Source organism: Chitinophaga sp. YR627 (assembly GCF_900114995.1).
Classification (GTDB): Bacteria; Bacteroidota; Bacteroidia; order Chitinophagales; family Chitinophagaceae; genus Chitinophaga.
This window is the reverse complement of the sequence record NZ_FOUX01000001.1, coordinates 1,118,199-1,144,914: the sequence shown is the minus strand read 5'-3', so window position 1 is coordinate 1,144,914 and position 26,716 is coordinate 1,118,199. Positions and strand designations below refer to the sequence as shown.

Here is a 26,716-nt window from a genome sequence, read left to right as displayed (position 1 = left end):
CGCTGAATACGCCATAGTGACCCAAAAATCAGTTCGTGTATGCTCGTCAGTAACAAACACTTTACGCCTGTTATAGGACTCGATATTCATATTGTAATACTGCTCGGTTTCCCCATTCCATTGCCACATCCTTATATTGGTCTGGTCATTGATCCCATGGATTATATCCCCTTTATCGGGGCTACAACAAAGGTGAATCATGTGCTCCGTGGCAAAAGCGATACCTCCGGTCTTATCATCATATTATTTCATATTCCAATGGGTGGTCCTTTTCTGCTGGCCCCTATGATCGGACATGATTCTGTCAACTTCTTCGGCAGCAAGACAGTGAAAGTAGAAGGTAATCTCATGAGTCCGTCCGGACACATGCTGATGACCTGTAATGATATCGGCATCCCGCTTTCCTTACAGCCCGGCAAGAAGCTGAAACCTATCCCAAGCATGTATCTGCCTACCTCCTTCTCTATTCCGCTGTCTTTTGGCAAGCCGGTGATGGTCGGAGGTCCATATATCCCTGACTGGGCAGGCGCATTGCTGAATCTGGTCATGTCTTTTGGTTTTGGCGCCCTGATGAAAGGTTTAGGAAAAGGCTTAAAGAAACTGGGGAAAGCAGCTAAAAAGGCGAAGAGAAAGATCACTGATTTCAATCTCGCCCGGCAGAAAAGTCTGGGCAGTAACAAACTCAGCGGAATGCTTTGTAAAATGGGTTTTGAACCGGTAGATCTTGTACAGGGCATCGTGGTATACGAGGGTACAGACTTTGAACTGCCCGGCCCTGTTCCCCTGAGCTGGGAGCGGTGCTGGAACAGCGACAGTACCTACGAAGGACCATTAGGTCATGGTACTCATTTAAGCTATGATATGCGGGTATTGGATTTTGCAGAAGAAGAAGCTACCTGCTTATTATTAGGGGATGGCCGACGCGTCATTTTCGACAGACTACCCTATCCCGGCGACAGTGAGTTTGACCGTTCAGAAAGGATGACCCTTACCCGGACTGATCTGGATGAATACCTGCTGTTCAATCACCAGGAACGCTTATTCTATCACTTCCGGTCGCTACAGTCAGGTGAGCATACATACCGGCTCTATTCCATCACGGATGAAGCAGGATTTATGATCAGCTTTCACTACAATAACAGGGGTCTGCTGATCCGCATCATTGATAGTGCAGGACGACACCTGCATATAGAAAATGACCACGAAGGACGTATTACCAGCGTCCGTGCACACCACCGTGGACAACAGCAACAACTGATCCGGTATGAATACAATACAGCAGGTGATATGACCGCCATCGTCGACGCACTGGAACAGGCTACCCGGATACAATATCATCAGCACCTGATGACGAAAAAAACAGACCGCAACGGACAAAGCTTTTATTGGGAATATGATAGTCAGGGACGTTGTGTGCATACCTGGGGAGACGAAGGCGTACTGGAAGGATGGATTGAATACAACCCCAAAGAAGGTTATAACCTGGTAACAAATGCCCTCGGACAAACCACTACTTACTACTATACACCAGACTATCTGGTGACACAGATAAAAGACCCGCTGGGTAACTCGCGGTTTACAGCATATACAGAAGACGCCGAGATCTATCGGGAGATAGATGAGGAGGCCAATGTAACCGGTTATGCCTATGACGAAAAAGGCAACCGCACCCGTATCATACACCCGGATGGCAGTACGGTGTCCTTCAACTATGATGAGGAAGACCGGCTCCTGCTCAGCGTAGATGCACAGGGTGGCAGCCGCTCCTATGTGTATTATGAGGAAGGTCCGTTAAAGGGACTCCTGCACAGTTTTACAGAAGCGGATGGCAGAATGAGTATCTTCAGTTACAATGCACAAAAGCTGCTGGTGAAGGTAGAAGACAGACAGCGCAACAGCACCCTGCTGGAATATGACGAAGACCACAACATTACGGCGCTCGTCCTGCAGAATGGAGGACGCTCCACCTGGCAATACGATGCCTGGGGACAATGTATCCATGCCGTCAATCCCCTGCAACAGGAGCAGCACTTCCGTTATGATCTGCTGGGTCGTGCTACGGAGATCTTATACTCCGATGGAAACCAGTTGCAGCTGCAATACAATGCTTATAACGAAGTATTGGAAGCCAGAGACAGGAACCGGCACCTGCGCTTTGCATATACGCCGTTGGGCAGTGTAAGGATGCGGGAAGAGAATGGCGCTAAGATCCATTTCCTGTATAACAATGCAGAACAGCTGACCAGTCTGATCAACGAAAAAGGAGAAATATATCGTCTGGGACGAAACGGCCGTGGAGACATTATCCATGAAACCGGCTTCGATGGCATACAAAGGCATTACCACCGCGATGCAGCTGGCAAAGTGATCAGAACCGAACGTCCCAACCGGCGCTGGACAGAATATGAATACGATTTCAACGGCCGCGTCACCCGGGCAGAACATAGTGATGGCAGCTGGGCCACCTATAGCTACGACCGGAATGGTCAGCTGACAGAAGCGATGAATGAACATAGCACGGTCAGGTTGCAACGCGACGCGATGGGACGTATTGTACAGGAATACCAGAATGAGTTTACGGTCAGCAGTACCTATGACAAACACAATCGCCGTCAGCAGGTACAAAGCAGCCTGGGAGCCGATATTCTTATAGCACGTAATCCATTGGGAGAAGTCACCGGTATGCAGGCAAACGTGGAAGGATCGATTCATCCATGGCATACAACGATCCTGCGGAATATCCAGGGACTGGAAATCGAACGTATACTGCCCGGTGGATTAGAAAGTAAACGAACATACAACCATCTGGGACTGCCAGAAAGCCATGTTGCGACTGTTGGTGGCAACAGCACACGACGCAGACACTATAACTGGGATGCTGCTCAGCAGCTGAAACAGATCGTCAATGGCATCACCCATGGAGTCGTTAAATACAGCCATGACGATACAGGTAATCTCACCTGGGCTCAATACGAAGACGGTCAGTATGACTATCGTCTGCCTGATAAAACAGGGAATATTTATCGTACACAAGCCCGGAATGATCGTCAATACGGTCCTGGCGGTAAACTGGCAGAAAGCACAACTGCCCGTTTTATCTATGACGAGGAAGGCTTCCTGGTAAAAAAGATAGATCTGAACGCTACTAACGCTATATGGCAATACGAGTGGTATGGTAATGGCATGCTAAAGAAAGTAACCCGTCCGGACAACAAAGTCGTGGAGTTCCGTTATGATGCACTGGGACGACGCATAGAAAAGCAATATAAAGGCCAGATTACGCGCTTTGTATGGGATGGCAATGTCACACTCCATCAATGGCATTATCCTGCCAGCGAGCGGCCTGTGATTGAAATTGACGAACTGGGAGATGTACGGCAACAGCATCCCGAACCCGTACCTCCCGAAAATATGATTACCTGGATATTTGAAGAAGGTACGCTGATACCAGTCGCCCGGCTGACAAAAGACTCCCACTATTCCATTCTTTCCGATTACCTGGGTACACCTGCGGAAGCATACGATGCAGCTGGTGAAAAGGTATGGGAAGCTGAATTGGATATTTATGGAAAGGTACGTAAGTTAGCCGGCGCCAGTGACTTCATTCCATTCCGCCAGCAGGGACAGTATGAAGACGCCGAAACGGGTTTATACTATAACCGTTTCCGGTATTTTAGTCCGCTGGAAGGACTCTATATCAGTCAGGACCCGATCAGACTCGAAGGCGGCAGCCGCTTCTATGAATATTCCAGATGCCCGACCCTCATACTGGACCCATTTGGCCTGGTAGACTTCTATCACGCTACTTCCAGTCCGGGGGCAACAAAAGGAGTATTAGGCGGGGTTGATCCCTCAACAGGAAGACCTAACCTCGATTTCAACCCTTCTGGTCAGGGTGGTTTCTACGTCACCAATGACCTGGACCAGGCACGTAGCTGGGTAAGAAACGGTGGTTCTGTGATCCATTATGATATACCGGAAAGCGAACTGGCTAAGCTGAATATTAAAACGTTTGACAGTGCTTCAGATGAATGGGCCGACTATGTTAAACAGGGAAGAGCCGGTACACTGGCACATGACTTTGACGGTGTAGAAGGACCCATGATAGCCCTCAAGGCCAGTAAAAAAGCAGGTAAGTCGAAACCTGTAAAATTACAGCCGGACGGCAGACTCGGACATCAGCTGGCCATCTTCACAGACAAGGCGGCAAAACTCTTTGATCAATTCTTAAAAGGTTGCGTATAAAATGAGTAATATAACATACAGTAGTGAATCAGGTGATATCATCATCTTCGACCCGGAAACCTATCTGGTGATCCTGAAAGCATGTTTGCAGCAATTCTTCGGTAAGTCTGATACCGCTGCCAGTGATATCATTGGGAAAAGCGGGCATCTCAATATGGAAAATTTCCCGCCGAAAGACTTCAACCAAATGGCATTACTGGATCATCTGACCATCTTTGACTTTGCCTACAATATGCTGAGAGATCTGGAAGATCCTGCGCTGGGTAGCTATGAGATCCTTCCCATGGATACTTATCTTGACTGGGAAGATGATTTCATTCAAAAGCATGATTTAAACCCTGATTACATACTGTATGAAGGCGACGATGAAGATGAGGAAGAAGAAGATTAACTTTAGGGCCTTAAAACTGCCCGTTTATGACAGACCCGGACTTCAATAAGCTCGTCTACGAAATCGCCAGCCTGGTTCCCAAAGGACGTGTCACCTCTTATGGCGCCATCGCCAAAGCGTTAGGGATGGCCAACTACTCCCGCATGGTCGGTCATGCGATGGGCGTATGCGGTAAGAAAGTACCTGCACAACGGGTAGTGAACAGTCAGGGACAACTGACAGGAGAACCCGGCGGTATTGCAACCCGTAGAAAGCTACTGGAGAAAGAAGGCGTTGAGGTAAAAAATGATAAAGTAGTTAACTTCAGAAAGTTATTCTGGGATCCATCCAGTGAACTATAAACAGCCTTACTGCTGATCCTCCATATACAGCTACAAGACCTGGGAAAACAAACTTTCCCAGGTCTTTATTTTTGTGAAATATCAGTTGCCAGTTTCTGGTGGCGTCTGACCAAAGATCCGGCTCATCTGTGCATACATTTCGGGATGATGCTGCTTGAAGCGTTCTGGTTTCTGAAAGAAATATTCCGAAGCCACTGCCAGAAATTCCGCTTCATTTGTCAATGCATAAGGATTGATATCCGATCTTCCCTGTTCTATACGCCGCATTTCCTCATGCATCATTTTCAGCCAGGGAACAGTATATTCATGCCGCATCAGATTTTCAGGTATGCCATCCGTCGCACCATCTGACATATCCAGCAGATGTACAAATTCATGGATAGCCGTATGTTCTGTACCGGGTGAATCAGAAAACGCTTTTGTCAAAGCTGCTCTGGACAATAACATTTGTCCGTTCATATAACCGGAACCTACCATTCCCAATATATTCCGCTCATCTCCTTCAAACTGAAAATTGTGATCGAAAGTATCCGGGTAAAGGATCACGTTGGTGAGATTACGATATTTCCAGTCAGGAAAACCAAAGATGGGTACTACTGCACTCGCAGCGACATATACTTTATCCAGATCAGTGACTTCCGTACCTACTCCTTCAATACGCACGTATTGAAGGAACTCGTTGACCAGTGTTTCAAACCGTACCTTTTCCTTATCCTCCAGGAGCTGATAATAACGGATATGGTCATTCAGTAAAGTCCTGTAAATACCTGCCAGGGTCTGCTCTTTTGCCTGTTTTTCCTTCTTGCGGCGCATATAAAGAACAATGACCAGGCTGAATAGCATTAAACCGATTGTATAGAACATCATGGATTAAATGTAAGTAAAATACCCCATCAGCTACCACTCTTTCCAGCCGTCCGGAACAGGGTATGGCATATGTCAAAGAGAATCCATAATTATTACAATAGCTTAACTCATTGTTATCGGTAATTTTATTCTTATTTTAAGATAAGATTACAGGACATAACCCTCTGAAAAGAAAGATTATGAAGTTTTTTATAAATGAAGTTGACCAGATCGTAAATGAATCAATTGATGGCCTGTTAACCAATCCCAGGTTGGCCAAACTGGATAGTTTTCCGCAGGTACGCGTGGTCGTACGAAAAGACTGGGATAAGTCGAAAGTAGCCGTTATTTCAGGTGGTGGTTCCGGACATGAACCCGCGCATGCGGGGTTTGTGGGCAAGGGTATGCTGACTGCTGCTATCTGTGGCGATATCTTCGCTTCTCCTTCTGTGGATGCAGTGTTATCTGCGATTCTGGCGGTTACCGGACCAGCAGGATGTTTGCTTATTATAAAGAATTATACCGGCGACAGACTGAATTTCGGTCTGGCAGCAGAACAGGCCCGTGCCTTAGGCTATAATGTCGAAACACTGATCGTGGGAGATGACATTGCGCTTGGTAAAGAAGTACACAGAAGAGGACTGGCGGGAACACTGTTTGTTCATAAAATAGCCGGGCAACTGGCAGAAGAAGGCGGTTCACTGGAAGCAGTAACCCGTATTGCACATACCGTTGCCGGACAGATCGCTTCTATCGGTTTGTCATTGTCAGAATACAGGCAGTTGGGACAGGAATTCCATTCCCGTTTACAGGACGATCAGGTAGAACTGGGCTTAGGCATCCATGGTGAACCAGGTATCGATGTCATTCCATATGAGCAAGCGGATAAACTGATGGAGATCGTGGTGAAAAAGCTGCAGGAAAGTTTACCTGTACCCGACAGCCGTTATGCACTGCTCTTTAATAATATGGGCGGTGTCAGTCCGGTGGAAATGGGCCTGCTCGTCAATTCCTTCCGGAAGAGTACCTTTGCCTCCCAGGTGGATTATCTCATCGGTCCCTCCCCTATGATGTCTTCCATCAACATGAATGGTTTCTCCATATCGGTATTGCAGTTATCTGACGAACTGGAACGCCTGCTGGTATCTTATGCAGAACCATCAGCATGGCAGCTGCACCGCTTTAAAATAACACCACTGACGGTGGAAAGTCCGGCATTGCCGCCTACCATTCAATACCCTGTCTCCTCCAATGCAGCTGTGCGATCGCTGATACAGGGTATTGGCAGTCTGCTGGTGAGTATCGAAACAGAGATCAACACGCTGGATGCGAAAGTCGGAGACGGAGACGCCGGTTCTACCTTTGCACTGGCAGGGAAACTGATACTTACCCATCTTGACCAGCTACCGCTGAATGAAACGGATAAACTCCTCACAACTATCGGCCGGCTGATGGCAAGACAAGCCGGTGGTTCCAGTGGTGTACTATTATCCATTCTTTTCACAGCAGCAGGCAGTGCATATGCGGAAGAAGCAGATCTTGGGAAGGCATTATCCGCAGGACTACAAAGCGTAAAACATTTTGGTGGCGCGAAAGTCGGGGACAGAACAATGATAGATGCACTGGAACCTGCTTTTGCCGCTTTAGATATATCTGTAACACAAGCCGCTTTACAGGCACGTGAAGGGACTGAAAGCACCAAAAGAATCCTCAATACAAAATTCGGCCGTTCTTCTTATCTGGCGGAAAATACATTGAGAGATATCCCTGATCCGGGAGCTGAGGTGATTGCCAGGGTTTTCGAGTATGTTGCTGCACAATAACACTCATTTCCTAATTTATATCTATGCAACAAGACACACTGATCATCGGCTGCAACGGCTCCGTGGCAGCTATCCGGACCAATGACGGTCAGGAAGTATGGCGTACCAAATTACGTCAGGGAATACTTGGAGGTTCTTATGGTTCAGACGTAAGCGTACTGATCGAAGGAGATAAGATCTTCGCTGGTTGCTCCGGCCGCATTTATGCACTGGATGCTACTGATGGAAGGATTATCTGGTCTAATGACCTGAGTGGACTGGGCTTTAATGAGGTCGCACTGGCCAGACCCGGCACCAGCGTACAGTTTATTACAAGGGAAGAAACAAGGACACAAAACACATAGGCTTTTATAATAACCGGGGCTGTTTTTTCGTAAAACATCCCCGGTCTTATGATCTTTAGAAATGTACCTGTGTCAAGGCAAATATACCGTATATCAACAGCCCTACTGGCAGGGTAATGCCCATGGACAATAAAGGGAATATCGCAAATGCCAGGGCCGTTACCCCTGTGATCAATATATACTTTCCATGTTTACGCGCACCTTCCCCGAATGCATAAACCCTGGTACCATCGGGTAAGGTCTTTTGGGTACGTAACATAAATACGCCAATAAACATACCCAGCGCACCACCAAATGCGGCAGAAAAGTAACCTATAAAGATCCAGAACCGATTGCCTTCTTCTGGTTTTGACAATATTGAAACCCGGCGCTTGTCAATCTGTTGCAGATCGTTCTCCGTCAATACAACTCCTTTATCCTTCAGCAGGTGCAACGCCAGCGCATAATCGTAATTACCCCACTCATCCTTCTTCTCAACAACTTCCAGCAATTCCTCCCTGGTAAAAGAAAGCAGATAATAATCAGGTTCCACGCCCTCCAAATTGATAGCCACTGAATTACGTACCAATGCCTCTGCTTTGGTAAACATGTCTGCCGGTATCTTCACACGGTAAGGCGGGTCAAATTGCTGACCAATAAAGGTGGTATCCAGTAAGGCTTTGTTGATTTCCAGTTCACTGGGAATATCGTGCGCTGTCAGTAGCTGCCGGATAGCCTGGGCTTCTTCTTCGGACTCCAGTTTACGGAAAGTAAGGTATTGGGACATAGGGATAAATTATTAGCAAATTTAATATTTTATCCCTATTAAAGTGAGGTATATAGTCTATATCAACTGTTTACTCGCAGAAGGCGACTGACCAAAATGCGCCTTAAACAATCGGGAAAAGTGCGCGCTGCTCTCAAATCCAAGGGAATAACACACATCCTTCACACTCATACCCGTCGCCAGCATTTCCCTGGCTTTTGTGAGGCGTTTCTGACGGATCCAGGCTGCAGGTGTCGTATGGTAAATAGCATGAAAATCGCGCTTAAAACTACTCAGACTTCGGCCGCACAGGTAAGCCAGGTCATTAAGTGAGATCGGATTGGCATAATTCTCCTCCACCACAGTAGGAATATCTGCATAAACCTGCTGTTTCAGCTGTAACAATTGCTGCAACAGATTCCTGTCGGTACTGGTCAGGTCATATAACAGCTCCAGCATCTTCAGGCGGATCAATCCACCATCGATCTGTTCCTGATCATGAAAGTAAGGCTTTACTGACTCAAAGAATTTCAATAGGCGGTCATTCACAGGCTTCGGACAGATCCTGGCAGCTTCTGCGGTTTCCACAGACTCAATCCTGGCCATTTTTATAAAATCGATAATGAACTCTTCTTTCAGGAAAAACATCATACTTTCATACAGATAGCCCATCTCCGGATTACCGATCTTGTCGTAGTTGATCTGAGAGGCCTTCTTCATCAGGATCATCTCGTTCTTCTTTATCACATATTCCATCTTCCCGTGTGTGATCACGTTTGTCCCTTCCAATACCACCAGCAGCATCGCTTCTTCCAGGTACTGACTCCCCTTTTTACTGGTCGCATTGGTATGCGAGCAGGACTCTACGATAGACAATCCGTCCAGTTTCAATGCGTTATGATAATGCGGAGCAGAGATCAATCCAAACGGGATCTTCAATACCTTTGTGTTCAATCCTATAAAAATTTGATAGCAACGAAGTTACGATACAAGTAACTCATTTTATGACTAATTAGTCCATATTTATTTGCAAAAACGTCCAGACATCGCTTGTGGCCTTTTTTGTCAAGCCATTTGCCCCGCATAAAAAAGCTCATTGGACGTAAAAGTCAAAAAACATGGACCGTAAAGTGCTATGATAATTCTTTTAATAACTGAATTTTGCCTCCGTAAACAGAACACGTAAACATTTAATTGCCAGGTGCAGTTATACTAAAAAACATTACTACCATGATTCAAGCGAAAGCGTTTGCAGCACAGACCCCGGAGTCCGATTTAGCGCCCTGGAACTTCGAAAGAAGGGATGTTGGCAATCACGACGTACAATTTGATATACAATACTGCGGCGTTTGTCACTCTGACCTGCATCAGATAAGAAATGAATGGTTCCCCGGCATTTTCCCAATGGTGCCTGGCCACGAGATCGTGGGTAAGGTATCTAAAGTGGGCGCTCATGTTAAGAAATATAAAGTAGGTGACCTGGTAGGTGTAGGTTGCCTGGTAGACAGCTGCCGTACCTGCGACAACTGTAAAGACGGACTGGAACAATACTGTACCAATGGTCATTCACAGACCTACAACGGTACCGAACAGGACCACAAAACACCTACCTACGGTGGTTATTCAAATACCATTGTGGTACATGAAGATTTCGTACTCAAGATCAGCGAAAAACTCAACCTGGCAGCTGTAGCACCATTACTGTGTGCAGGTATCACTACCTACTCTCCGCTGAAATACTGGAAAGTTGGTAAAGGTCACAAACTGGCTGTAGTTGGTCTGGGTGGTCTGGGACACATGGCCGTTAAGTTCGGTGTTTCCTTCGGCGCTGAAGTAACCGTATTGAGTACTTCCGCATCTAAAGAAGCAGACGCTAAAGCACTGGGCGCGCATCACTTTGTGGTTACAAAAGATGAAGCACAGTTCAAGGCGCAGATGGGTACTTTTGATTTCATCCTGGATACCGTATCTGCCAAACACGACATCAATGACTACCTGGGTCTGCTGAAGACAAACGGTGTGATGATCTGTGTAGGTGTGCCTTCTGAACCATCTCCGATTGCTGCATTCAGCATCATCGGCGGACGTAAGAGCCTGGCGGGTTCCTCTATCGGCGGACTTCCGGAAACACAGGAAATGCTTGACTATTGTGCCGAACACAATATCGTGTCAGACATCGAGATCATCGATATGAAAGATATCATGCCTTCATATGAAAGAATGATAAAAGGCGATGTAAAATATCGTTTTGTGATCGATATGGCTACATTATAAGCTTTCAACCTACTTCTGTCCTGCTGTTGATCATTTTCTAATGGTTAACAGCAGGATATATATACTTCACGCCTGCTGAACCGGCTATCACGGCCTGCTGTGCCATCTGATAAAACAAGGAATGTCCCACTACTCCCGGCAGCATTTTCACCTGTATATCCAGCTGTTCCAGATCAGGGAATGCATCAAAATAAATATCCGCCAGCAGATTCCCGTTATCAGAGATCAAAGCCCCTATCTTACCCGTGCTCATACGTTGTACAAACCTTGTTTGCGGATACAGTGCCTTTATTTTCTGTTTTACAATCTCCAGTGCCTGTGGCAGCAACTCTATCACCAGCGGATATTTTGTATCCAGCACCTGCTGTGCCTTACTTTCATCACCCAGTAACACAAACTTATCTGCTGCTGAAGCCAGCAATTTCTCCATCACATGAATGCCTCCACCGCTCTTTAGTGCATGCAGATCTGCATCAAACACATCACAACCATCAAAGTAAAGATCCAGTCTGCCAATAAACGCAGGCGCTACCAGTTTAAATCCTTTTTCATGCAGTAATGTAGTCGTATCAAACGAGGAGGATGTAACAGTCAACGATGCCAGTAATGCCGGCTGAGCCGCCAGCTGCTCTACCAGATATGCAATTGTTTTACCACCTCCGAGACCGATCGTTTGTCCGGCGCTGATCATTAATGCAGCCGCTTTAGCTGCTTCCAGTTTATAGTCTGTCATCAGTACTGAATGTTTTAATAATATTAATGATTTTCCCGCAGGGCGTTTATCCTGTTCATTATTTTCAGATAAAACAGGTAACTTACTACCCACGAAACCTACGCTATGCTTACAAGATAAGATAGCTCCCTCACTTTATAGCATCAGAAAAAATAAATCATCATTTTATAAAAATTACGCCAGTGGAAAAGATCACGCCTGCCGATATACGCTATGCTGACCTTGTGGGAAAACGTTTCAACAAACGCTTTGAAGGAAAGCCGGAATATATCCGTATCCCCTCTTCTACAGAAGACGTGATTGCAGCAGTGCAGGATGCGGTTGACAGCAAACGCCGCGTTGTGGTACGGAGTGGCGGCCATTGTCTGGAAGGTTTTGTATCTGATCCAACGGCGCAGGTACTTGTTGATCTGTCACTGATGACCGGCGTAGCTTACGATGCAGATAAGGCAGCTTTTATTGTAGAATCGGGAGTAACGGTCGGGGAAATGTACCGCAGACTATTCCTTGGCTGGGGCCTTGTACTACCCGCGGGGGAGCATCCCGGTATCGGAACAGGCGGACACATACTGGGTGGCGCTTTCGGTTTTCTTTGCCGGGAATATGGCCTCGCGGCTGATTATCTGTATGGTGTGGAGCTGGTCACTGTCGATGCCGGTGGCATAGCGAAAAGTATCATTGCAACCAGAGAGACGGCCGATCCTCACCATGATCTCTGGTGGGCCCACACGGGCGCTGGCGGCGGTAACTTTGGTATTGTGACCCGTTACTGGTTACGTGCGCCGGAAGCGACTGGAAACGACCCTTTTACAGCATTGCCGAAAGCACCGGATAAGATCACTACTTTCCGGATATCATGGGACTGGCAGGCTTTTAATGAAACATCATTTGCGCATCTTGTACGTAATTTTGGTACCTGGTGTCAGCAGCATAGTCAGCCGGATACACCTGGCAGCCGTTTATTCAGCATCCTCTTCCTGAATCACCGGAACATCGGCAAACTGGAAATGAAAGGATTGGCGACCGGTCCGGGTGCCATGCTGCTCATCAATGAGCACCTGACTGCTATTGCGGGCCCGATAGGAATAGCCTATGAGCAACAGACAGAAGAAAGTTCCTGGTTGCGCTTTGCGCTCAATCCATTCCCGGAACTCTTTCAACCAGGTTTTGACAATGTACAGGCCAAAATAAAGGACGCTTTCTTCCGTCAGCCATTCACGGATAGACAGATCGCTACAGCTTACCAGTATCTGACTGTCCAGGCACCTATTGGCGGGATGCTGGGTATGGCAACTTACGGCGGTAAAGTCAACAGTATCTCCCCGGATGCCACGGCTTCGGCACAAAGGGACTGTATCATGGATGTGGCCTGTAATACAGGATGGATCACACCTGAAGGCGCTGCTCCCAGTCTGGAATGGGTACGTAATTTTTACAGGGACCTCTTTCCTGATACAGGCGGCGTTCCTGTGCCGAATGCACAAACAGACGGTGCCATGATCAACCATCCTGATACCGATCTTGCAAGCCCCGAATGGAACAGGTCCGGTATCCCCTGGCATACCCTTTATTACAAAGACAACTATCCACGTCTGCAAAAAATAAAAGCAAAGTGGGATCCATTAAATATCTTTCATCATGCCCTGTCCATCCAGGCAGGATGATATAAAACCATATATATGGACAACGAAATACAGGCATATAACGATTCAATGTCCCCGGCCGACAAAGCTATCTGTCAGCAGCTATACAAAGAGATCAATAAACACCTGAAGGGAGCAGAAAGTAAGATCTGGCACCGTCACCCCGTATGGTTCCTGGAAGGGAATCCCATAGTTGGTTATAGTAAACTAAAAGACAGCGTCCGTCTGCTGTTCTGGAGCGGACAGTCCTTCGACGAACCCGACCTCCTACCTGAAGGTACTTTTAAGGCTGCAGAAGCCCGTTATACAGATGTAAAACAGGTCGATACCACACTACTACAGTGTTGGCTGGATAAAGCCGCTAAAATTCAATGGGATTATAAGAACCTGGTCAAACGTAAGGGTGTGCTGGAACGTCTGCTATAACCTTCTAAAACCCTCATTTTCAGACACATTCTCACCTTCTCCGCTTCCTTTTTTAATTTTCAGTTGCTATATATGTAGAAAACTACGTAGTTTTGTACATATATTATGACTTATGACAACAGATACACTTTTTACCGTTGAATCCCTGTCTAACGGGCATTCTCAACAGATCATCGATCTCATCCTGCCGATACAGCAGATCGAATTTAACGTCCCTGTTACTCTGAAAGACCAGCCGGACCTGATGGACATCGAGGGATTTTACATCCGTCCGGGCGGCAACTTCTGGGGCGCCTTAAAGGATGAAGAACTGATCGGCACGATTGCCCTGATCGATACTGGCCATGCTGCCGCTGCCATCCGTAAGATGTTCGTGAAAAAGGAATACCGTGGGAAGGAATTTGGTATCGCACAACGTCTCCTGGAGACCCTTATCGCCTATTGCCGGGAAAAAGGGATAAAAGATGTTTATCTTGGTACTGTGAACGTATTAAAAGCAGCACAACGCTTTTATGAGCGGAACGGGTTTACGCAGATCGCCATGCATGATCTACCTGTCTATTTTCTCCGTATGGCCGCGGATGAAATCTTTTACCATCTAAGCATTCAGTCATGAATATTATCGACGAATCAGGGATACTGGCTATTTCTACCAGATTACAACGGTTAAGTGACCAGCTCCGTAAAGACGGTACACTAATCTATAAAGCCTTCAATATCGATTTTGAGCCGAAATGGTTCCCTGTCATCTATACATTACACCATAAGCCGGAGATCAGCGTTGTTGAACTGGCAGCAGAAATAGGCTATGCGCACCCCTCTACTATCAGTTTGCTAAAAGAGCTGGAAAAAGAGAAACTGATAGAGAGTAAAAAGGATGCAAATGATGAACGTAAACGCCTGTTAAAGTTAAGCAGTAAAGGCAGGGCGCTTGTTACACGTATGCAGCCTGTCTGGCTGGCCATGACCGATGCCCTGAAAGAGCTGACCGACACACAGAATAATCTCATGAAAGCCATTGACGAAGTGGAGGAGCAATTTGCTATGAAAGGCTTTTACGAGCGTGTAAAACGGAAGATCTGATCCCACTTGCGCTATCATGGACCTTACCTGTAATTTTCAAAATTCAGCATTATCGGTAAGTCCCAGCTTCCTCTGCAACTTCTGCCAGGTCCGGAACTGCTATCGAAATGAACAGTGCCAGTAGTGGTGTAAACATACCCTGCACTTTTGTTCCCTTTCATCCTGATATCAAGCATAACATGCTGTGGTTTTACCGTCAGACCGCCTACTTCCCTGGCTTGTTTTAAATATCCCTTTAAAACCACCAACTCCTTTTGAGTTAGTGTGTGCTTCCCTGCATAATTAGTCACCGTGATTGAAACAATATTATCCACCTGCAAAACTGAACCCAGCAATTTCGCATTGTCTTTTTTACTGCGCTCATAGCGGGAATTAACCTTTTGTGAAAATGCTGGCACAACATTCAGAAAGAGCAAAATGGCTAACAGATATTTCATTATCAGGGAGTTGTTATTTTATTGGTACCGGAATACAAAAAGCGAAGTTATATCAAATAAAAACCATGCATGCAACCTTTTTCTTCCTCATCCGTCTTTACACAAGACACCTGACGCTGCCCCGGATTAAACCAATAAATTATCAATCATGTTATTCACCTCTGTTAAAGCAAGGTTTATCTGCATGTTATGCCTGCTTTTCAACGTACAGCTGTACGCGCACAATGGTAGTATTGCATATGCCTATCCCCTTGGCAGGATCACAGTAGATGGCGACTTTTCCGACTGGCCGAAAAATATAGAAAAGTATCCTATCGCTATGCACCTCTCGGATACCAAACCAAAAGATGATGCCGATTTCTCCGGTTTCTTTCAGATCGGCTACAGCCTGGATAATCAATCGCTCTATCTCGCATTTACCATTACAGACGACGCCTTTATGGAAGACACCAGCGAAAATGTACGCTGGAATACACAGGACGGTCTGGAAGTCAGTATCGATGGCCGTCACCTCTTCTCCGGTTCGGGTGTAGCCTCCTTCATGTATAGCAGGAAACTGCGCAATACCAATAACGCCTTTTATGATCCTTTTGCCAGTGCGCTTAACTGGGATAAAGTGCAGGTGGCCATGGTCAGGAAAGGAAATATCCGTTACTACGAATGGCGTATCCAGTTGGGTAATGAACTGGCGGCAGATAAAACCGTAGGTTTTGATTTCCATGTATTCGACAGAGATCCGGATGGTACTTTTACCTGGTCTGCCTGGGGAAAGGGAGCCGCCAAATATATGGAACCTAACAGTCTGGGGGATATCGTCTTCCTGCCTGCAGGTGCAAAGCTATCAACGATTAACGGCAAAATCCAGTGGGATACGCCTGGTAAAGTAAAACTCCCTTCCGTCATCCGTCTGGAAGCTGCCAATGACCCTAAATTATGGGTAACAGCGGAGGTAGACAGTCTGGGGAATTATTCCGCCAGTGTCCCTCCGGGAAAATATAAAGTATTACTGGGAGACGACCACCTCCAGCAGGATGATAAATTGTATGTAGCAGCACAGAAAACACCTGTGAGCGTAACTACCCAGGCCGGCAATCATAAAAAAGCGCCGGACCTGACATTGTCCATCAAGCCGATGCCGGACATACTCCCCGAAAAAGGTGTTTTACTGGCTGATTTCACGCCCTCCACCGCCGCACAGATAGACCGGTTTATTGAGACCTATCAGGAATATTACCGCATTCCCGGTGTCTCCCTTGCCCTGATAAAAGATGGGAAAGTGGTCTATCACAAAACCTATGGCGTACGCAATGCAATGACAGGTGAGAAGGTCACTGACAGCACCTTATTTGAAGCCGCATCTGTCACCAAACCTGTTTTCGCTTTTGCGGTAGAACGGCTGGCAGAACGTGGTGTCATCGATCTTGACAAACCCCTGTATGAGTACCTGCCTTATCCGGATATCGCATATGATGACCGGTATAAGCTGATCACTGCCCGGCATGTACTCACACACCGGACAGGTTTTCCTAACTGGCGTTCTATGAACAGCGACGGTAAACTGGATATAAAATTCACGCCTGGTACCGCATTTGGTTATTCCGGAGAAGGGTTCGAATATCTTAAAATGGTGGTAGAAAAGATCACCGGGAAGAAAGTAGAACAGGTCTTACAGGAAGAGGTGATCACACCCATCGGATTATATCATACCTTTTTCTCTAAGAATGATTCATTGCAACGTGTAGTCGCCAATGGCCATTACAATCTGCGTCCAAGCAGTCCGGACCTGCCGGAGAGTCCGGGCATGGCCTATTCCATGCATACAGAAGCGCTGATCTTTACCCGCTTTATGCTGTACCTGATGGAACAGAAAGGATTAAAGCCGGAAACATACAACACCATCCTTTCCAAACACTCAGAATTTAACTTTGATGGTCCGAAAGATCAGCCCCGTTTCCCTACCTATATGGGCATGAGCCTGGCAATAAGAGAAACCCCCTGGGGCAGGTCTTTTGGCCATGGCGGTAATAACGGTGATTTTAAATGTCTGTTTGAAGTCTACAAAGACCTCAAAGCAGGCTATGTATTTTTCACTAATTCCAATACTTCTGATGCGCTGATCGATGATATGCGTAAGTTCCTGATAGAGGGTAAAGACCCTGAGACTCCTGCTAAATAAGCAGGAGCCTCAGGCTTATATGACATTTAAGAGGGCCGTTTGTGACTTCTGACGTATATTGCTACCTGTAAATACCCACTTATGCGTCCCCCTATCCCAACGATCTACGTCCTTTGTATTATAGTGTCCACCCTGGGTTTCTCCGCCTGTAATACCAAACCCGTTAAGAAAGAACAGGCTATTTTAAGCCCCTCTGGTGTCATTACAGATACGCTATATAAGCTGCTTGACAGCGCCCGTACAGAAGACACGCTTATGCAGGAACAAAGCATGCCCTTTCTGTTTTTCCAGTCCGGTCATTTATTCAATCATACTGAAAAGCATGCGGTGGCTGTTAGTTCGCCGACAGACAGCACCGCTCAGATAAAGCTTTATCATCTGCAGGACCATACCTGGCAACTCATGGACAGTCTGGACGGACTACCCGCCAACACCATTGCTTTCCATACCATTTACGCTGATTATAACTTCGATGCACAAACTGACATTTACATACAGCAATCCGCCTCCAATGGCTATGTCATGTCACGTGGCTATCTGCTTTTGATAAATCCGCTTACGGGGAGAATAAGTCTGCATATGGAAACGGAAGATTTGGCGAATATGCGCCCGGACGCAAAGACTTCGACGGTATTTTCTGAGGATTGGCAGGGCGCGGATGGTAACAAAAGCCCGGTTTGCACACTGCACAATAAATGGGTTAGTGGTGTATTAAAAACTATTGATGTTCCTGCTCATAAAGATAAAGTTCCCTGATCCCCCTGTCGGGAATATGTAAGCCCGGATTCACCAGCTGCATATTCAGTTTGCGCAGCACTGCCTTAGACGCAGTATTCTCCGGATGGACAGTCGCATATACCTGCGGATAATTACTGCGAATTGCAGCCTGAATCTGCCCTTCCTCTATCTCCTTCGCATAACGTTGGATAACTGTGTATGTGTCATATTGCAATGATAGTCTTTCAGGGTGCACCCACGATACAGCTGGCAGCGGCACTTTGTCCGGCGGATGTAAACTCCAGTAAAGCGGCTATTAAAAGCGCGGCAAGCAATACCACGACGATTGCTATTCTCCCGTATTCTTTTATCTTTTCCATACCCGCAATTTACCTTCTGAAAAAAGGAATAAGAATACCGGATCCGGGGAAGTGGACAGATATGGTGCTGAAGTAGTCATATCGCCTATTTACCAATCACTTCTTTGCGGTGTGACAGTCCCCAGTAATGTAGTTCATCCAGCACTTTTTCCAGGGATAAGCCATGAGGGGTAATTGTATATTCTACAGCAGGCGGAAAGGTATCATATACTTCTCTTTTGACCAGCTTATTCGCTTCCAGACTTTTTAACTCCTTAGAGAGGGTTTTATCGGTAATACCATGCACGATCCTGGCGATCTCTTTGAAGCGTTTGGGTCCGCCGTCAGATAAAGCAAACAGGATCAACAACTTCCATTTACCCTCCAATGCCTGCAGGGCATCGCTGATAGATAACATTGTCTTCGGACAACCACCTTTTGCTAACATAATCTTCGCTTTACTTTCCATTAGGATAGCGCTATCCAATAGGATAGTAATATCCGTTGGATAGTAAAGCTAGGGTAATTTCGTCATTCGTTATTAAAACAATATGACAAGCAAACAATCTCCATCGAAAACCCTGCACATCCTGTTATGGGTCGCACAGGGACTTCTATCCGCCACCCTGTTGTGGGCTTCGGTCACGAAATTATTAAAGCCTGCCGCAGAACTGGCAGCCATGTGGCCATGGACAGCTGAACACCGCGGACTGGTCTTCTTTACAGCGGTACTAGATCTGGCAGGCGCACTGGGCCTGATATTACCCGGTATACTGCGAATATGGCCCCAGCTGACCAGGTATGCCGCCTATGGAATTCTCTTACTGATGATCGTTGCCAGTGTTTTTCATATCAGCAGAGGAGAAGCAAACCTGATCGGTATCAATATCGTGTTTGCGGCAATAGCTGCTTTTATTGCCTGGAGGAGATAACCTGTGATGGTTTCATGAAGAGCGACAGGACTGATTTTATATGTAAAGTGAAATAAATCTGCCAGATTTACGTTAAGCGGATATATGATACGTTCCCTGTCCGTTCTTCTTACCATCATTATAACGCTTTCTTATTTTCCAGCTACCTCCTGCAGCATGTTTAAGATCACACTGCATGGGAAAACCATGGCTGGCAATAATGAGGATGCCTGGAAAATAAATTCGAAGATCTGGTTTGAAAAGGGCGTAATTGGTCAGTATGGAGCTGCTTACGTTGGTCACAGCGATCTGTTCCCACAGGGCGGAATAAATGAAGCAGGCCTTACCTTCGACGGCTTCACGGTCTACCCAAGACCACTCCGTTCAGCAGCGGGGAAAAAGAAAATTGACGACAAGACCGCTTTTATGAAAATGCTTCTCCAACGATGTGGTAAGGTGGAGGAGGTACAACAACTGGCTTATCAGTATGACAGAAGTGTATTCAATACAGGCGTATTTCTCTTTGTAGATAGCACGGGTAAATACCTGGTGATGGAGGCGGATACCCTGATCGTGGGTAATGATGAAAAATATGTGATCTCCAATTTCTGTCCCTCTACAATAAAGGATCCGGCGGAAGTAAAGATCGGCCGGTATCAGAGAGGACAGCAATTCCTGTCCCTGCATTCAGATACAACATTGGCTTTTTGCAAGGCCGTCATGGACACCATGCATGAGTGCAGGAACAAGATGGGCGATGGCACTACCTACACGGTGATATATGATCTGAAAGCACGTATGATCAACCTTTATTTCTATCACGATTTCACGCACACGGTGGGCTTTAGTCTGATGGACGAACTAAAAAAAGGTAATCATCTGCTCAATATTCCTGATCTGTTTCCACCCAACCATGAGTACCTTAATTTTGTCCATTTCAAGACACCTTTCAATAGTTCTTTTATCAAACTGTTCCTGTATGTATTGGAACTGTTACTGGTCCTGCTGACGGTGTTCTGGGCAATCTATCTCACCGGTCTGCTATTCAGTGGAAAGATCAATATAAAAACCCATTATGGCATGTGTTTATTGCTGATCATGAATATCGGTCTTGGTGTTTACCTGTTTATCCTGCAAAACAACCAACCCCTCTTCTACTATGACGCCCCTTATTATGTATCAGGCAAAACGGTACTGGACCTCACTGCTTATCTTCCAGTCGTACTACTGGGATTGATCATTCCCGTTGGTCTGGCGAATATCAGGGCAGTGAACCGTCCTTCGGTTACAAAATTCACCCGCAGGATCTTTACGCTCAATACCGTCATTTATCTCATTTCACTGCTCCTGTTTGCGTATTGGGGCCTGCTTTTCATTGTACGTGGCTAGTCCACCTACATGCTGACAAATACCCTTATTTCAACGCCTTTTTTAAATAATAACCGGTATGCGAGTCTGCCTGTTTACATAACTCCTGGGGTGTTCCCTGAAACATGATCTGTCCGCCTTTATGACCGCCTTCTGGCCCCATGTCAATGATCCAGTCTGCCTGCTTAATCACATCCAGGTTGTGTTCAATCACAATCATCGTATTTCCACCATCTACCAAGCGATCCATCAGTGCGATCAATCTCCCGGTATCGGACATATGTAATCCGGTAGTCGGTTCGTCCATCACATAAATACTGCCTTTCTTATGCAATTCACTGGCCAGTTTGATACGCTGACATTCTCCACCGGAAAGCGTGCTCAATGGTTGTCCCAGGGTAAGATATTCCAGTCCGACTTCCATCAGCGTCTGTAGCTTTTTCGAAATCTCTTTTATGGTAAAGAATTCACTGGCTTCTTTGATCGTCATCTCCAGAATATCTGCAATATTCTTTCCGTTTAACTGATAAGCAAGCACCTCTTCTTTGTACCGCTTTCCCATACATACTTCACAGGCTGTCTTTACCCCTTCCAGGAAAGCCAGATCGGTATAGATCACGCCTGAACCCTGACAATTTTCACAAGCCCCTTTTGAATTGAATGAGAACAATGCAGCACTTACATCATTGGCACTGGCGAATGCTTTCCTGACAAGATCCATCACACCTGTGTAAGTAGCCGGGTTGGACCTGGTGGAGGTCCCTACAGCCGACTGATCCACCACCACGGCCTGCGGATATTTAGAAAGGAATGCGTGGTGTATCAGGGAACTCTTGCCCGATCCCGCTACTCCTGTAACGACCGTCATGATGCCTGCAGGAATCTGAACGGATACATTATGCAGATTATTAACCGATGCATGGCTGACGGAGAAATGCCCTGTTGCCTTCCGGTATGTTTCCTTCAGCGCAAAAGAATGATTCATGTATTTTCCGGTCAGCGTATCCGATTCAAGTAAGCCAGCCAGACTACCCTGATACATGATATTGCCTCCTTTCGCACCTGCCAGCGGTCCTACATCCACAATATAATCTGCAATACGGATCACATCTGGATCATGTTCTACCACGATGACGGTATTACCTTTATCTCTTAGTTTGGTCAGCAGGGAATTCAATCGGTAAACATCCCTCGGATGTAAGCCTACACTTGGCTCATCAAAAATATACAGTACGTCTATCAGACTGCTACCAAGATGTTTGACCATCTTCACTCTTTGAGATTCCCCACCTGACAGCGTATCTGTGGCCCTGTCCAGGCTCAGGTATCCCAGTCCCATGTCCACCAGATGTTGTAAACGTTCTGTCAGCGTATCGATCATCGGTTGTGCCACCGGCTCATCTATCTGTTGCAGAAAAGGGATCAGTTCCTCTACCTCCGTTGCAGACAAGGCAGCTATATTTTTCCCACCTATTTTACATCGCAGCACTTCCTGGTTCAGCCGTGCTCCCTTACACAAGGGACAGGGACCGTAATGCAGATAATCCGCCACCATCTTCTGCGTACGTTCAGACAATGTTTTAATATCTCTTTTGATGTAAGAGCGGTTGAACTTTTCTATAATACCCATAAACGTAGCATTCATGGTACCATCTCCGATACGCAGTTTGAACTTCGTCGGTGGACTGTATAACAACAGATTCATTTCTTCCTCCGTATAATCACGCAGCTTCTTGTCTACATCGAAATAGCCGGTATTCGCATACATCTCCTTTTCCCAACCCGCGAAACCCGGTACCTGCAGCGCCCCTTCTTTCAGTGACTTATCCGGATCATAAAACTTCGATCCGTCAAATCCCAGTTTCTGCCCCAACCCATTACATTCCGGACACATCCCCTGTGCATCATTAAAAGAAAATACATTAGACGCACCTACATAAGGTTTTCCTATCCGGGAGAACAACAAGCGTAATACAGGAGAGATATCAGTAACAGTACCCATCGTAGAATGAGAACCGCCTCCCAGCCGCTTCTGATCTACCACGATTGCCATACTCAGCTTCTCTATGGCATCTGCATTCGGCTGCGGATAACGTGGCAACAGATTCCGGATAAACATACTGAAGTTCTCATACAATTGCCGTTGCGCTTCATTGGCAATGGTATCAAATACAATAGAAGACTTTCCTGAGCCTGATACGCCGGTAAAGATGTTGATCTTTCTTTTGGGTAAACGGACATCTACATTTTTTAGATTATTCTCCCTTGCACCGCGGATTTCGATGTATTCCTGACTCATAAGCGTTGAATTGGGTTTGCACGTAAAGTGGAATGAACGAGGTAAAATTATTGCTTAAAGTCTGATAAACGGATGAACGATACAAAAGGTTACCCGATTTTTTTCACATGATAATATTGATACTCCCAGGAGAGCATACGTCTATGGAGACATCCTGTAAACCCGGTTCTATATCAGATAACAAACACTTTAAGGCTCTCTTGATAATTCATTCATCGTAAACCGCAGATCAGTGATCCTCCCATCATAACTTTGCAGATTCCCTTTCATTTCCTCTCCCTGAATGATCCCACAACTTACATAACCGCCTTTTATTTTAGTAAGATCTTTCTCTACGTTTTGTGTGATGATGGTCTGCTGGTTGAACTTAACAACCAAATCTCCCTTCTCTGACAAGGTCATGCACAATTGTCCTTTATCAACAGATAACTTATCACTATTGATCGTCTTACCATTTGCTAACACCAGTCCTATCTGATCATGATAAGCATAGAGTTTGAAGTTATTGAAGTAGTCACAGATCACACCCCCTTTATCTATCTGATCCAGATAAGCTGTTACCAGCAGTACATGCGGGTTCCATAACTTTTTATTGAACGACAGATCGGCTGCACTACCATTTTGCCGGATGGTATAGCTTTGATCAAAGAATTTAGGTAAAGGCCCTTCCTGGATCATTTCAGCCGTTTCTCCCTGTCGGTCTAATTCCTTATCAAGTAACTTTTTCAATTCGTTAACACGGCTGTAATAAGCAGGATTAGTAATAAGGTTACTGAATTCACTACGATCGTTATTCAGATCGAACAGTTCCTCTGGTGGGTGGTAACTATAACGGTCAAGGAGAAACTTTGTTTTGGGATTGGTCGCCGCCCCGGCTATCCAGCTGTCAAAATAGAATTCATTTTGTTCCACCTTATCTATGTGTGTAATAAAACGCACGCCGGGGTGATAATTCCTGATATAGTGAAAACCGTCTTTCGTAATAACTGTACGGGAAGGCGTATAATTATACCAGAAATGCGGTTCCATGGACGTTTCCGCAAAGATATAGGGATGATGTTCTTTTTTCTTATTAAGCAGTACATCCTTAAACGAGGCACCGTCTAAACCATCGATTGCTTTACCTCCTGCCAGATCTACCAATGTCGGTGTTAAATCAACCAGAGATACCAGCGCATCTGACACCGTACCCGGATTGACTTTCCCTGGCCATCTGACGATCATTGGAATCCGTAGTCCCTGATCATATACTGACCATTTAGCAGAAGGAAATTGCGCACCCTGATCGGATATAAACATCGTAACCGTATTATTTTTTGCTCCGGCTCCTTCTATTGCCTGCATGACCTCACCCAGCATCCTGTCTGCCACACCAATACTTTGATAATAGGCAGTCAGCGCCTTACGCGTTTCTTTGGTATCAGCAAGATATTCGGGGAGTTTTATTTTCTGCGGATCGAAGTCTGTATTCGGGAACCAGGGTACATGCGGTATCCATGGCGCCACGATCAGACAGATCGGCTGTTCCGGATGCTCCCTGAAATGCGTACTGATCATGTTAACCGTTTCCTTTTTACGATCTGTCCTGTTCTCAATAGGGGCATATTTGCCGAATTCCTCTCCTATACGTTCAAAGGGGAAATTATGTAGTGGAAAGATATCAGTCTTACCGGAGATCACCACCCGGTACCCCAGCTTTTGCAGAAACTGCGGCAGGTTCCTGGTATTAGGCCTCACCGTAAAATGATTCATCTGTGAACCATTACGAAAGGGATACAATCCGGTAAACATCACACTCCTGGAAGGCGCGCACATCGGAGAAGCCGCATAGGCGCTTTTAAAGCGCATCCCTTCTGCTGCAAGCTGGTCCATATTAGGCGTCTTCACGTCTTTATTACCATAACAACCAACATCATGCTGGTTCAGGTCATCCGCAATAAATATCACGATATTGGGTTGTCGCTGGGCGCAGGCTGACGATATGATATACAATGAACAGAAAACACAGCTAATGATGGCAAAGACGATTCTCAAACGGCGGAATTTTAGTTGGGTTAATAAGATATCGGAATAAATATACAAAAATGTCCCATTCTCCCCTTTACTTTGCCGCTTCCACCCCTCTCCGGCTAAACACCCTGCACCTACTTTTGTATTGTCATCATTCCAGACGGTTTCAACAAAAAACTACAATAAATGGCACACGTTAGTCCTTACCTCAATTTTGATGGCACCTGCGAAGCTGCCTTTAATTTCTACAGATCCGTTTTTAACGGTGAGTTTATGAATGGCATCATGCGGTTCAGCAGTATGCCGGAGCATTGTAAGCCAGGAGATGAAGATCTGGTCATGCATGTGGCACTGACCATTCCCGGCGGCAATACGATCATGGGTAGTGATTTCCCCGACTCCATGGGTGAATTTAAGAAAGGGAATGACTTTTCACTGGCTATCTCTGCTGAATCTGAAGAAGAGGCCCGCAGATTATTTGATGCGCTTGGTACAGGCGGCGCTGTTGACATGCCGCTGGACAAAGCCCCCTGGGGTGCTTTATTTGGTCAGTTGAAGGATCAGTATGGCATTACCTGGGCGGTAAATTACCAGTATGAACCGATCCCTCAACATTAGTATTATTTCCTGGTGTATGTAGCGGATTATTCCACTACATACATCAGGTCTTCAAAATCATGCGCGGCTACGAAAACCGGAACATCTGCCCAGGCAGCCTTGCCTTTCTGGGCTTTTACGGTACTTTTTACCAGTTCCTGAAAACGGAGGATCACGATATACTCATGCAGTTCACAAGCCTGTCTGCGCTCATTATCCCTGTATCCTTCCGATTGCATATACTCCTTATTAGCGGCCTGTAATGCCTCATAACCCGTAATTGTCAGATTCTTTTCCGACTCCCCTGTAAACTCCTTCAACCAATCCGGATTACCTATATTAGGGACTGTATCATAGCTTAAGAGGTGAATGAACCAACGCTCATACTGAACGGAGAAACTGTTCATTTCAACGTAAATCGCCTTAATATCAGATTCCTCCTCTTCCATTGTCTCGTAGAAGTTACTGAGGAATTTCCCCATGATCGGTTGCAGGTGTAAGAGGTCCTTTCCTATCACCTGATGAAAATCCGTCGGGGGCAGCTGACCCAATGCTGTTTCCGCCTCTTTAATGGCTTCTGCTATCTTTCCTGCCTGTATGAGGCTTTCTATTTGTTCCATGATCTTTACGCGTTAATGCTGCAAAGAAAGGGAATTTTCGGGAGTCCCCGGCTATAAGACCGGTCTGCGTACGGATAGATCCGACATAAAGCAAAGATTTGCCTTCGGTGATTTAATTTAAAAAATCGAAAATGTGTATGTCAAAGAACTACGCAGCGACGCAAGCTTCCATCTCTCTTTCTCTTGTACGTCTCTGTGTAATAAGTCAATAGAAAAGCCATTAAGCTGATCAATGCCAAATGATGATCTGTGCTACTAAAGTCTGTTATTGCTGCTGCTGATACAATATTAGGAAGAGTGCTGGTCAATATCCGGACAATGTGCACAG

The 26,716-nt window shown here is 46.0% G+C and carries 26 protein-coding genes; 15 read left to right on the top strand and 11 right to left on the bottom strand.

The annotated features are described in order from the left end of the window. Positions 1-39: 39 nt before the first annotated feature. From BMZ72_RS04155 to BMZ72_RS04145, 3 genes are read left to right on the top strand one after another with little or no spacing between them, the layout of a single operon-like run. Positions 40-4,245: a DUF6531 domain-containing protein gene (locus BMZ72_RS04155; protein WP_089805526.1), complete on the top strand. Its 4,206-nt coding sequence runs from the start codon at positions 40-42 to the stop codon at positions 4,243-4,245. 1 nt (position 4,246) lies between these two features. After that, positions 4,247-4,636 carry a hypothetical protein gene (locus BMZ72_RS04150; protein WP_089805524.1) on the top strand — a complete coding sequence of 130 codons (390 nt, stop codon included), beginning with the start codon at positions 4,247-4,249 and terminating at the stop codon, positions 4,634-4,636. 26 nt (positions 4,637-4,662) lie between these two features. Beyond that, on the top strand, positions 4,663-4,977 hold the full coding sequence (locus tag BMZ72_RS04145; RefSeq protein WP_089805522.1) for an MGMT family protein: 315 nt from the start codon (positions 4,663-4,665) through the stop codon (positions 4,975-4,977). Positions 4,978-5,058: 81 nt separating this feature from the next. Here BMZ72_RS04145 and BMZ72_RS04140 read toward each other — a convergent pair whose 3' ends face one another. Further along, complete coding sequence (locus tag BMZ72_RS04140) at positions 5,059-5,844, bottom strand: M90 family metallopeptidase (protein ID WP_255373100.1); 786 nt, start codon at positions 5,842-5,844, stop codon at positions 5,059-5,061. A 179-nt stretch (positions 5,845-6,023) separates the two neighbouring features. Here BMZ72_RS04140 and BMZ72_RS04135 point away from each other — a divergent pair, with 179 nt between their 5' ends. Further along, the gene (locus BMZ72_RS04135; protein WP_089805520.1) at positions 6,024-7,646 is read left to right on the top strand and encodes a dihydroxyacetone kinase subunit DhaK; all 1,623 of its coding nucleotides are present in this window, start codon (positions 6,024-6,026) and stop codon (positions 7,644-7,646) included. Between the two features lie 23 nt (positions 7,647-7,669). Continuing rightward, positions 7,670-7,990, top strand: a complete 321-nt coding sequence (locus BMZ72_RS04130; RefSeq protein ID WP_089805518.1) for an outer membrane protein assembly factor BamB family protein — start codon at positions 7,670-7,672, stop codon at positions 7,988-7,990. A 55-nt stretch (positions 7,991-8,045) separates the two neighbouring features. On the opposite strand, the gene BMZ72_RS04125 is transcribed toward BMZ72_RS04130, so the two are convergent. Both BMZ72_RS04125 and BMZ72_RS04120 read right to left on the bottom strand, forming a co-directional pair. Continuing rightward, on the bottom strand, positions 8,046-8,756 hold the full coding sequence (locus BMZ72_RS04125) for a hypothetical protein (protein ID WP_089805516.1): 711 nt from the start codon (positions 8,754-8,756) through the stop codon (positions 8,046-8,048). A gap of 57 nt (positions 8,757-8,813) precedes the next feature. Then, positions 8,814-9,689, bottom strand: coding sequence for a helix-turn-helix domain-containing protein (locus BMZ72_RS04120; protein WP_089805514.1), 876 nt, complete (start codon positions 9,687-9,689; stop codon positions 8,814-8,816). A gap of 276 nt (positions 9,690-9,965) precedes the next feature. Between BMZ72_RS04120 and BMZ72_RS04115 the strand changes: the two genes are divergently transcribed. Next, positions 9,966-11,009: an NAD(P)-dependent alcohol dehydrogenase gene (locus tag BMZ72_RS04115; protein ID WP_089805512.1), complete on the top strand. Its 1,044-nt coding sequence runs from the start codon at positions 9,966-9,968 to the stop codon at positions 11,007-11,009. Between the two features lie 37 nt (positions 11,010-11,046). Here the strand turns inward: BMZ72_RS04115 and rpiA are convergent, their stop codons facing one another. Next, positions 11,047-11,742, bottom strand: a complete 696-nt coding sequence (gene rpiA / locus BMZ72_RS04110) for a ribose 5-phosphate isomerase A (RefSeq protein WP_143087592.1) — start codon at positions 11,740-11,742, stop codon at positions 11,047-11,049. 182 nt (positions 11,743-11,924) lie between these two features. Here rpiA and BMZ72_RS04105 point away from each other — a divergent pair, with 182 nt between their 5' ends. The 4 genes from BMZ72_RS04105 to BMZ72_RS04090 all read left to right on the top strand — a co-directional run bounded on the left by BMZ72_RS04105 (position 11,925) and on the right by BMZ72_RS04090 (position 14,894). Next, positions 11,925-13,406 (top strand): FAD-binding oxidoreductase, encoded by a 1,482-nt coding sequence (locus BMZ72_RS04105; protein ID WP_089805507.1) that lies wholly within the window; start codon positions 11,925-11,927, stop codon positions 13,404-13,406. A 15-nt stretch (positions 13,407-13,421) separates the two neighbouring features. Then, on the top strand, positions 13,422-13,811 hold the full coding sequence (locus tag BMZ72_RS04100; RefSeq protein ID WP_089805505.1) for a DUF1801 domain-containing protein: 390 nt from the start codon (positions 13,422-13,424) through the stop codon (positions 13,809-13,811). A gap of 112 nt (positions 13,812-13,923) precedes the next feature. Then, positions 13,924-14,427, top strand: a complete 504-nt coding sequence (locus BMZ72_RS04095; RefSeq protein ID WP_089805503.1) for a GNAT family N-acetyltransferase — start codon at positions 13,924-13,926, stop codon at positions 14,425-14,427. Continuing rightward, complete coding sequence (locus BMZ72_RS04090) at positions 14,424-14,894, top strand: MarR family winged helix-turn-helix transcriptional regulator (RefSeq protein WP_089805501.1); 471 nt, start codon at positions 14,424-14,426, stop codon at positions 14,892-14,894. The genes BMZ72_RS04095 and BMZ72_RS04090 overlap by 4 nt, the downstream gene beginning before the upstream one ends. A 23-nt stretch (positions 14,895-14,917) precedes the next feature. Here the strand turns inward: BMZ72_RS04090 and BMZ72_RS04085 are convergent, their stop codons facing one another. Further along, positions 14,918-15,331 carry a hypothetical protein gene (locus tag BMZ72_RS04085; RefSeq protein WP_089805500.1) on the bottom strand — a complete coding sequence of 138 codons (414 nt, stop codon included), beginning with the start codon at positions 15,329-15,331 and terminating at the stop codon, positions 14,918-14,920. A gap of 148 nt (positions 15,332-15,479) precedes the next feature. Here BMZ72_RS04085 and BMZ72_RS04080 point away from each other — a divergent pair, with 148 nt between their 5' ends. Both BMZ72_RS04080 and BMZ72_RS04075 read left to right on the top strand, forming a co-directional pair. Then, the gene (locus BMZ72_RS04080; protein WP_089805498.1) at positions 15,480-17,507 is read left to right on the top strand and encodes a serine hydrolase; all 2,028 of its coding nucleotides are present in this window, start codon (positions 15,480-15,482) and stop codon (positions 17,505-17,507) included. Positions 17,508-17,588: 81 nt separating this feature from the next. Further along, positions 17,589-18,263: a hypothetical protein gene (locus BMZ72_RS04075; protein ID WP_089805496.1), complete on the top strand. Its 675-nt coding sequence runs from the start codon at positions 17,589-17,591 to the stop codon at positions 18,261-18,263. Here the strand turns inward: BMZ72_RS04075 and BMZ72_RS04070 are convergent. The 3 genes from BMZ72_RS04070 to BMZ72_RS04060 all read right to left on the bottom strand — a co-directional run bounded on the left by BMZ72_RS04070 (position 18,226) and on the right by BMZ72_RS04060 (position 19,031). Beyond that, on the bottom strand, positions 18,226-18,459 hold the full coding sequence (locus BMZ72_RS04070) for a GNAT family protein (protein ID WP_089805494.1): 234 nt from the start codon (positions 18,457-18,459) through the stop codon (positions 18,226-18,228). The two genes, BMZ72_RS04075 and BMZ72_RS04070, sit on opposite strands and share 38 nt — an antisense overlap. A 10-nt stretch (positions 18,460-18,469) precedes the next feature. After that, positions 18,470-18,604, bottom strand: a complete 135-nt coding sequence (locus tag BMZ72_RS36920; protein ID WP_255373098.1) for a hypothetical protein — start codon at positions 18,602-18,604, stop codon at positions 18,470-18,472. Positions 18,605-18,689: 85 nt separating this feature from the next. Beyond that, the gene (locus BMZ72_RS04060) at positions 18,690-19,031 is read right to left on the bottom strand and encodes a winged helix-turn-helix transcriptional regulator (RefSeq protein ID WP_089805490.1); all 342 of its coding nucleotides are present in this window, start codon (positions 19,029-19,031) and stop codon (positions 18,690-18,692) included. A gap of 103 nt (positions 19,032-19,134) precedes the next feature. Between BMZ72_RS04060 and BMZ72_RS04055 the strand changes: the two genes are divergently transcribed. Continuing rightward, positions 19,135-19,515, top strand: coding sequence for a DoxX family protein (locus BMZ72_RS04055; protein ID WP_089805489.1), 381 nt, complete (start codon positions 19,135-19,137; stop codon positions 19,513-19,515). Positions 19,516-19,671: 156 nt separating this feature from the next. After that, the gene (locus BMZ72_RS04050; protein ID WP_143087591.1) at positions 19,672-20,883 is read left to right on the top strand and encodes a C45 family peptidase; all 1,212 of its coding nucleotides are present in this window, start codon (positions 19,672-19,674) and stop codon (positions 20,881-20,883) included. A gap of 25 nt (positions 20,884-20,908) precedes the next feature. Here BMZ72_RS04050 and BMZ72_RS04045 read toward each other — a convergent pair whose 3' ends face one another. Together BMZ72_RS04045 and BMZ72_RS04040 are read right to left on the bottom strand one after the other, a co-directional pair. Beyond that, a complete protein-coding gene (locus BMZ72_RS04045) occupies positions 20,909-23,161 on the bottom strand; it encodes an ATP-binding cassette domain-containing protein (protein WP_089805485.1) in 2,253 nt (750 codons plus the stop codon). A 189-nt stretch (positions 23,162-23,350) separates the two neighbouring features. Next, positions 23,351-25,108, bottom strand: a complete 1,758-nt coding sequence (locus tag BMZ72_RS04040; protein ID WP_255373097.1) for a sulfatase family protein — start codon at positions 25,106-25,108, stop codon at positions 23,351-23,353. A 249-nt stretch (positions 25,109-25,357) separates the two neighbouring features. Here BMZ72_RS04040 and BMZ72_RS04035 point away from each other — a divergent pair, with 249 nt between their 5' ends. After that, positions 25,358-25,789 carry a VOC family protein gene (locus tag BMZ72_RS04035; RefSeq protein ID WP_089805481.1) on the top strand — a complete coding sequence of 144 codons (432 nt, stop codon included), beginning with the start codon at positions 25,358-25,360 and terminating at the stop codon, positions 25,787-25,789. A 26-nt stretch (positions 25,790-25,815) separates the two neighbouring features. On the opposite strand, the gene BMZ72_RS04030 is transcribed toward BMZ72_RS04035, so the two are convergent. Beyond that, positions 25,816-26,388 (bottom strand): hypothetical protein, encoded by a 573-nt coding sequence (locus BMZ72_RS04030; protein WP_089805479.1) that lies wholly within the window; start codon positions 26,386-26,388, stop codon positions 25,816-25,818. Between the last annotated feature and the right edge of the window lie 328 nt (positions 26,389-26,716).

Bases quoted from the DNA above. Each gene is read 5' to 3' on its own strand.
- BMZ72_RS04095 (WP_089805503.1), top strand. From the start codon at position 13,924: ATGACAACAGATACACTTTTTACCGTTGAATCCCTGTCTAACGGGCAT.
- BMZ72_RS04100 (WP_089805505.1), top strand. From the start codon at position 13,422: ATGGACAACGAAATACAGGCATATAACGATTCAATGTCCCCGGCCGAC.
- BMZ72_RS04060 (WP_089805490.1), bottom strand. From the start codon at position 19,031: ATGTTAGCAAAAGGTGGTTGTCCGAAGACAATGTTATCTATCAGCGAT.
- BMZ72_RS04140 (WP_255373100.1), bottom strand. From the start codon at position 5,844: ATGATGTTCTATACAATCGGTTTAATGCTATTCAGCCTGGTCATTGTT.
- BMZ72_RS04150 (WP_089805524.1), top strand. From the start codon at position 4,247: ATGAGTAATATAACATACAGTAGTGAATCAGGTGATATCATCATCTTC.
- BMZ72_RS04125 (WP_089805516.1), bottom strand. From the start codon at position 8,756: ATGTCCCAATACCTTACTTTCCGTAAACTGGAGTCCGAAGAAGAAGCC.
- BMZ72_RS04080 (WP_089805498.1), top strand. From the start codon at position 15,480: ATGTTATTCACCTCTGTTAAAGCAAGGTTTATCTGCATGTTATGCCTG.
- BMZ72_RS04035 (WP_089805481.1), top strand. From the start codon at position 25,358: ATGGCACACGTTAGTCCTTACCTCAATTTTGATGGCACCTGCGAAGCT.
- BMZ72_RS04135 (WP_089805520.1), top strand. From the start codon at position 6,024: ATGAAGTTTTTTATAAATGAAGTTGACCAGATCGTAAATGAATCAATT.
- BMZ72_RS04085 (WP_089805500.1), bottom strand. From the start codon at position 15,331: ATGAAATATCTGTTAGCCATTTTGCTCTTTCTGAATGTTGTGCCAGCA.
- BMZ72_RS04155 (WP_089805526.1), top strand. From the start codon at position 40: ATGCTCGTCAGTAACAAACACTTTACGCCTGTTATAGGACTCGATATT.
- BMZ72_RS04115 (WP_089805512.1), top strand. From the start codon at position 9,966: ATGATTCAAGCGAAAGCGTTTGCAGCACAGACCCCGGAGTCCGATTTA.
- BMZ72_RS04145 (WP_089805522.1), top strand. From the start codon at position 4,663: ATGACAGACCCGGACTTCAATAAGCTCGTCTACGAAATCGCCAGCCTG.
- BMZ72_RS04090 (WP_089805501.1), top strand. From the start codon at position 14,424: ATGAATATTATCGACGAATCAGGGATACTGGCTATTTCTACCAGATTA.
- BMZ72_RS04055 (WP_089805489.1), top strand. From the start codon at position 19,135: ATGACAAGCAAACAATCTCCATCGAAAACCCTGCACATCCTGTTATGG.
- BMZ72_RS04050 (WP_143087591.1), top strand. From the start codon at position 19,672: ATGTTTAAGATCACACTGCATGGGAAAACCATGGCTGGCAATAATGAG.
- BMZ72_RS04030 (WP_089805479.1), bottom strand. From the start codon at position 26,388: ATGGAACAAATAGAAAGCCTCATACAGGCAGGAAAGATAGCAGAAGCC.
- rpiA (WP_143087592.1), bottom strand. From the start codon at position 11,742: ATGACAGACTATAAACTGGAAGCAGCTAAAGCGGCTGCATTAATGATC.
- BMZ72_RS04075 (WP_089805496.1), top strand. From the start codon at position 17,589: ATGCGTCCCCCTATCCCAACGATCTACGTCCTTTGTATTATAGTGTCC.
- BMZ72_RS36920 (WP_255373098.1), bottom strand. From the start codon at position 18,604: ATGGAAAAGATAAAAGAATACGGGAGAATAGCAATCGTCGTGGTATTG.
- BMZ72_RS04130 (WP_089805518.1), top strand. From the start codon at position 7,670: ATGCAACAAGACACACTGATCATCGGCTGCAACGGCTCCGTGGCAGCT.
- BMZ72_RS04045 (WP_089805485.1), bottom strand. From the start codon at position 23,161: ATGAGTCAGGAATACATCGAAATCCGCGGTGCAAGGGAGAATAATCTA.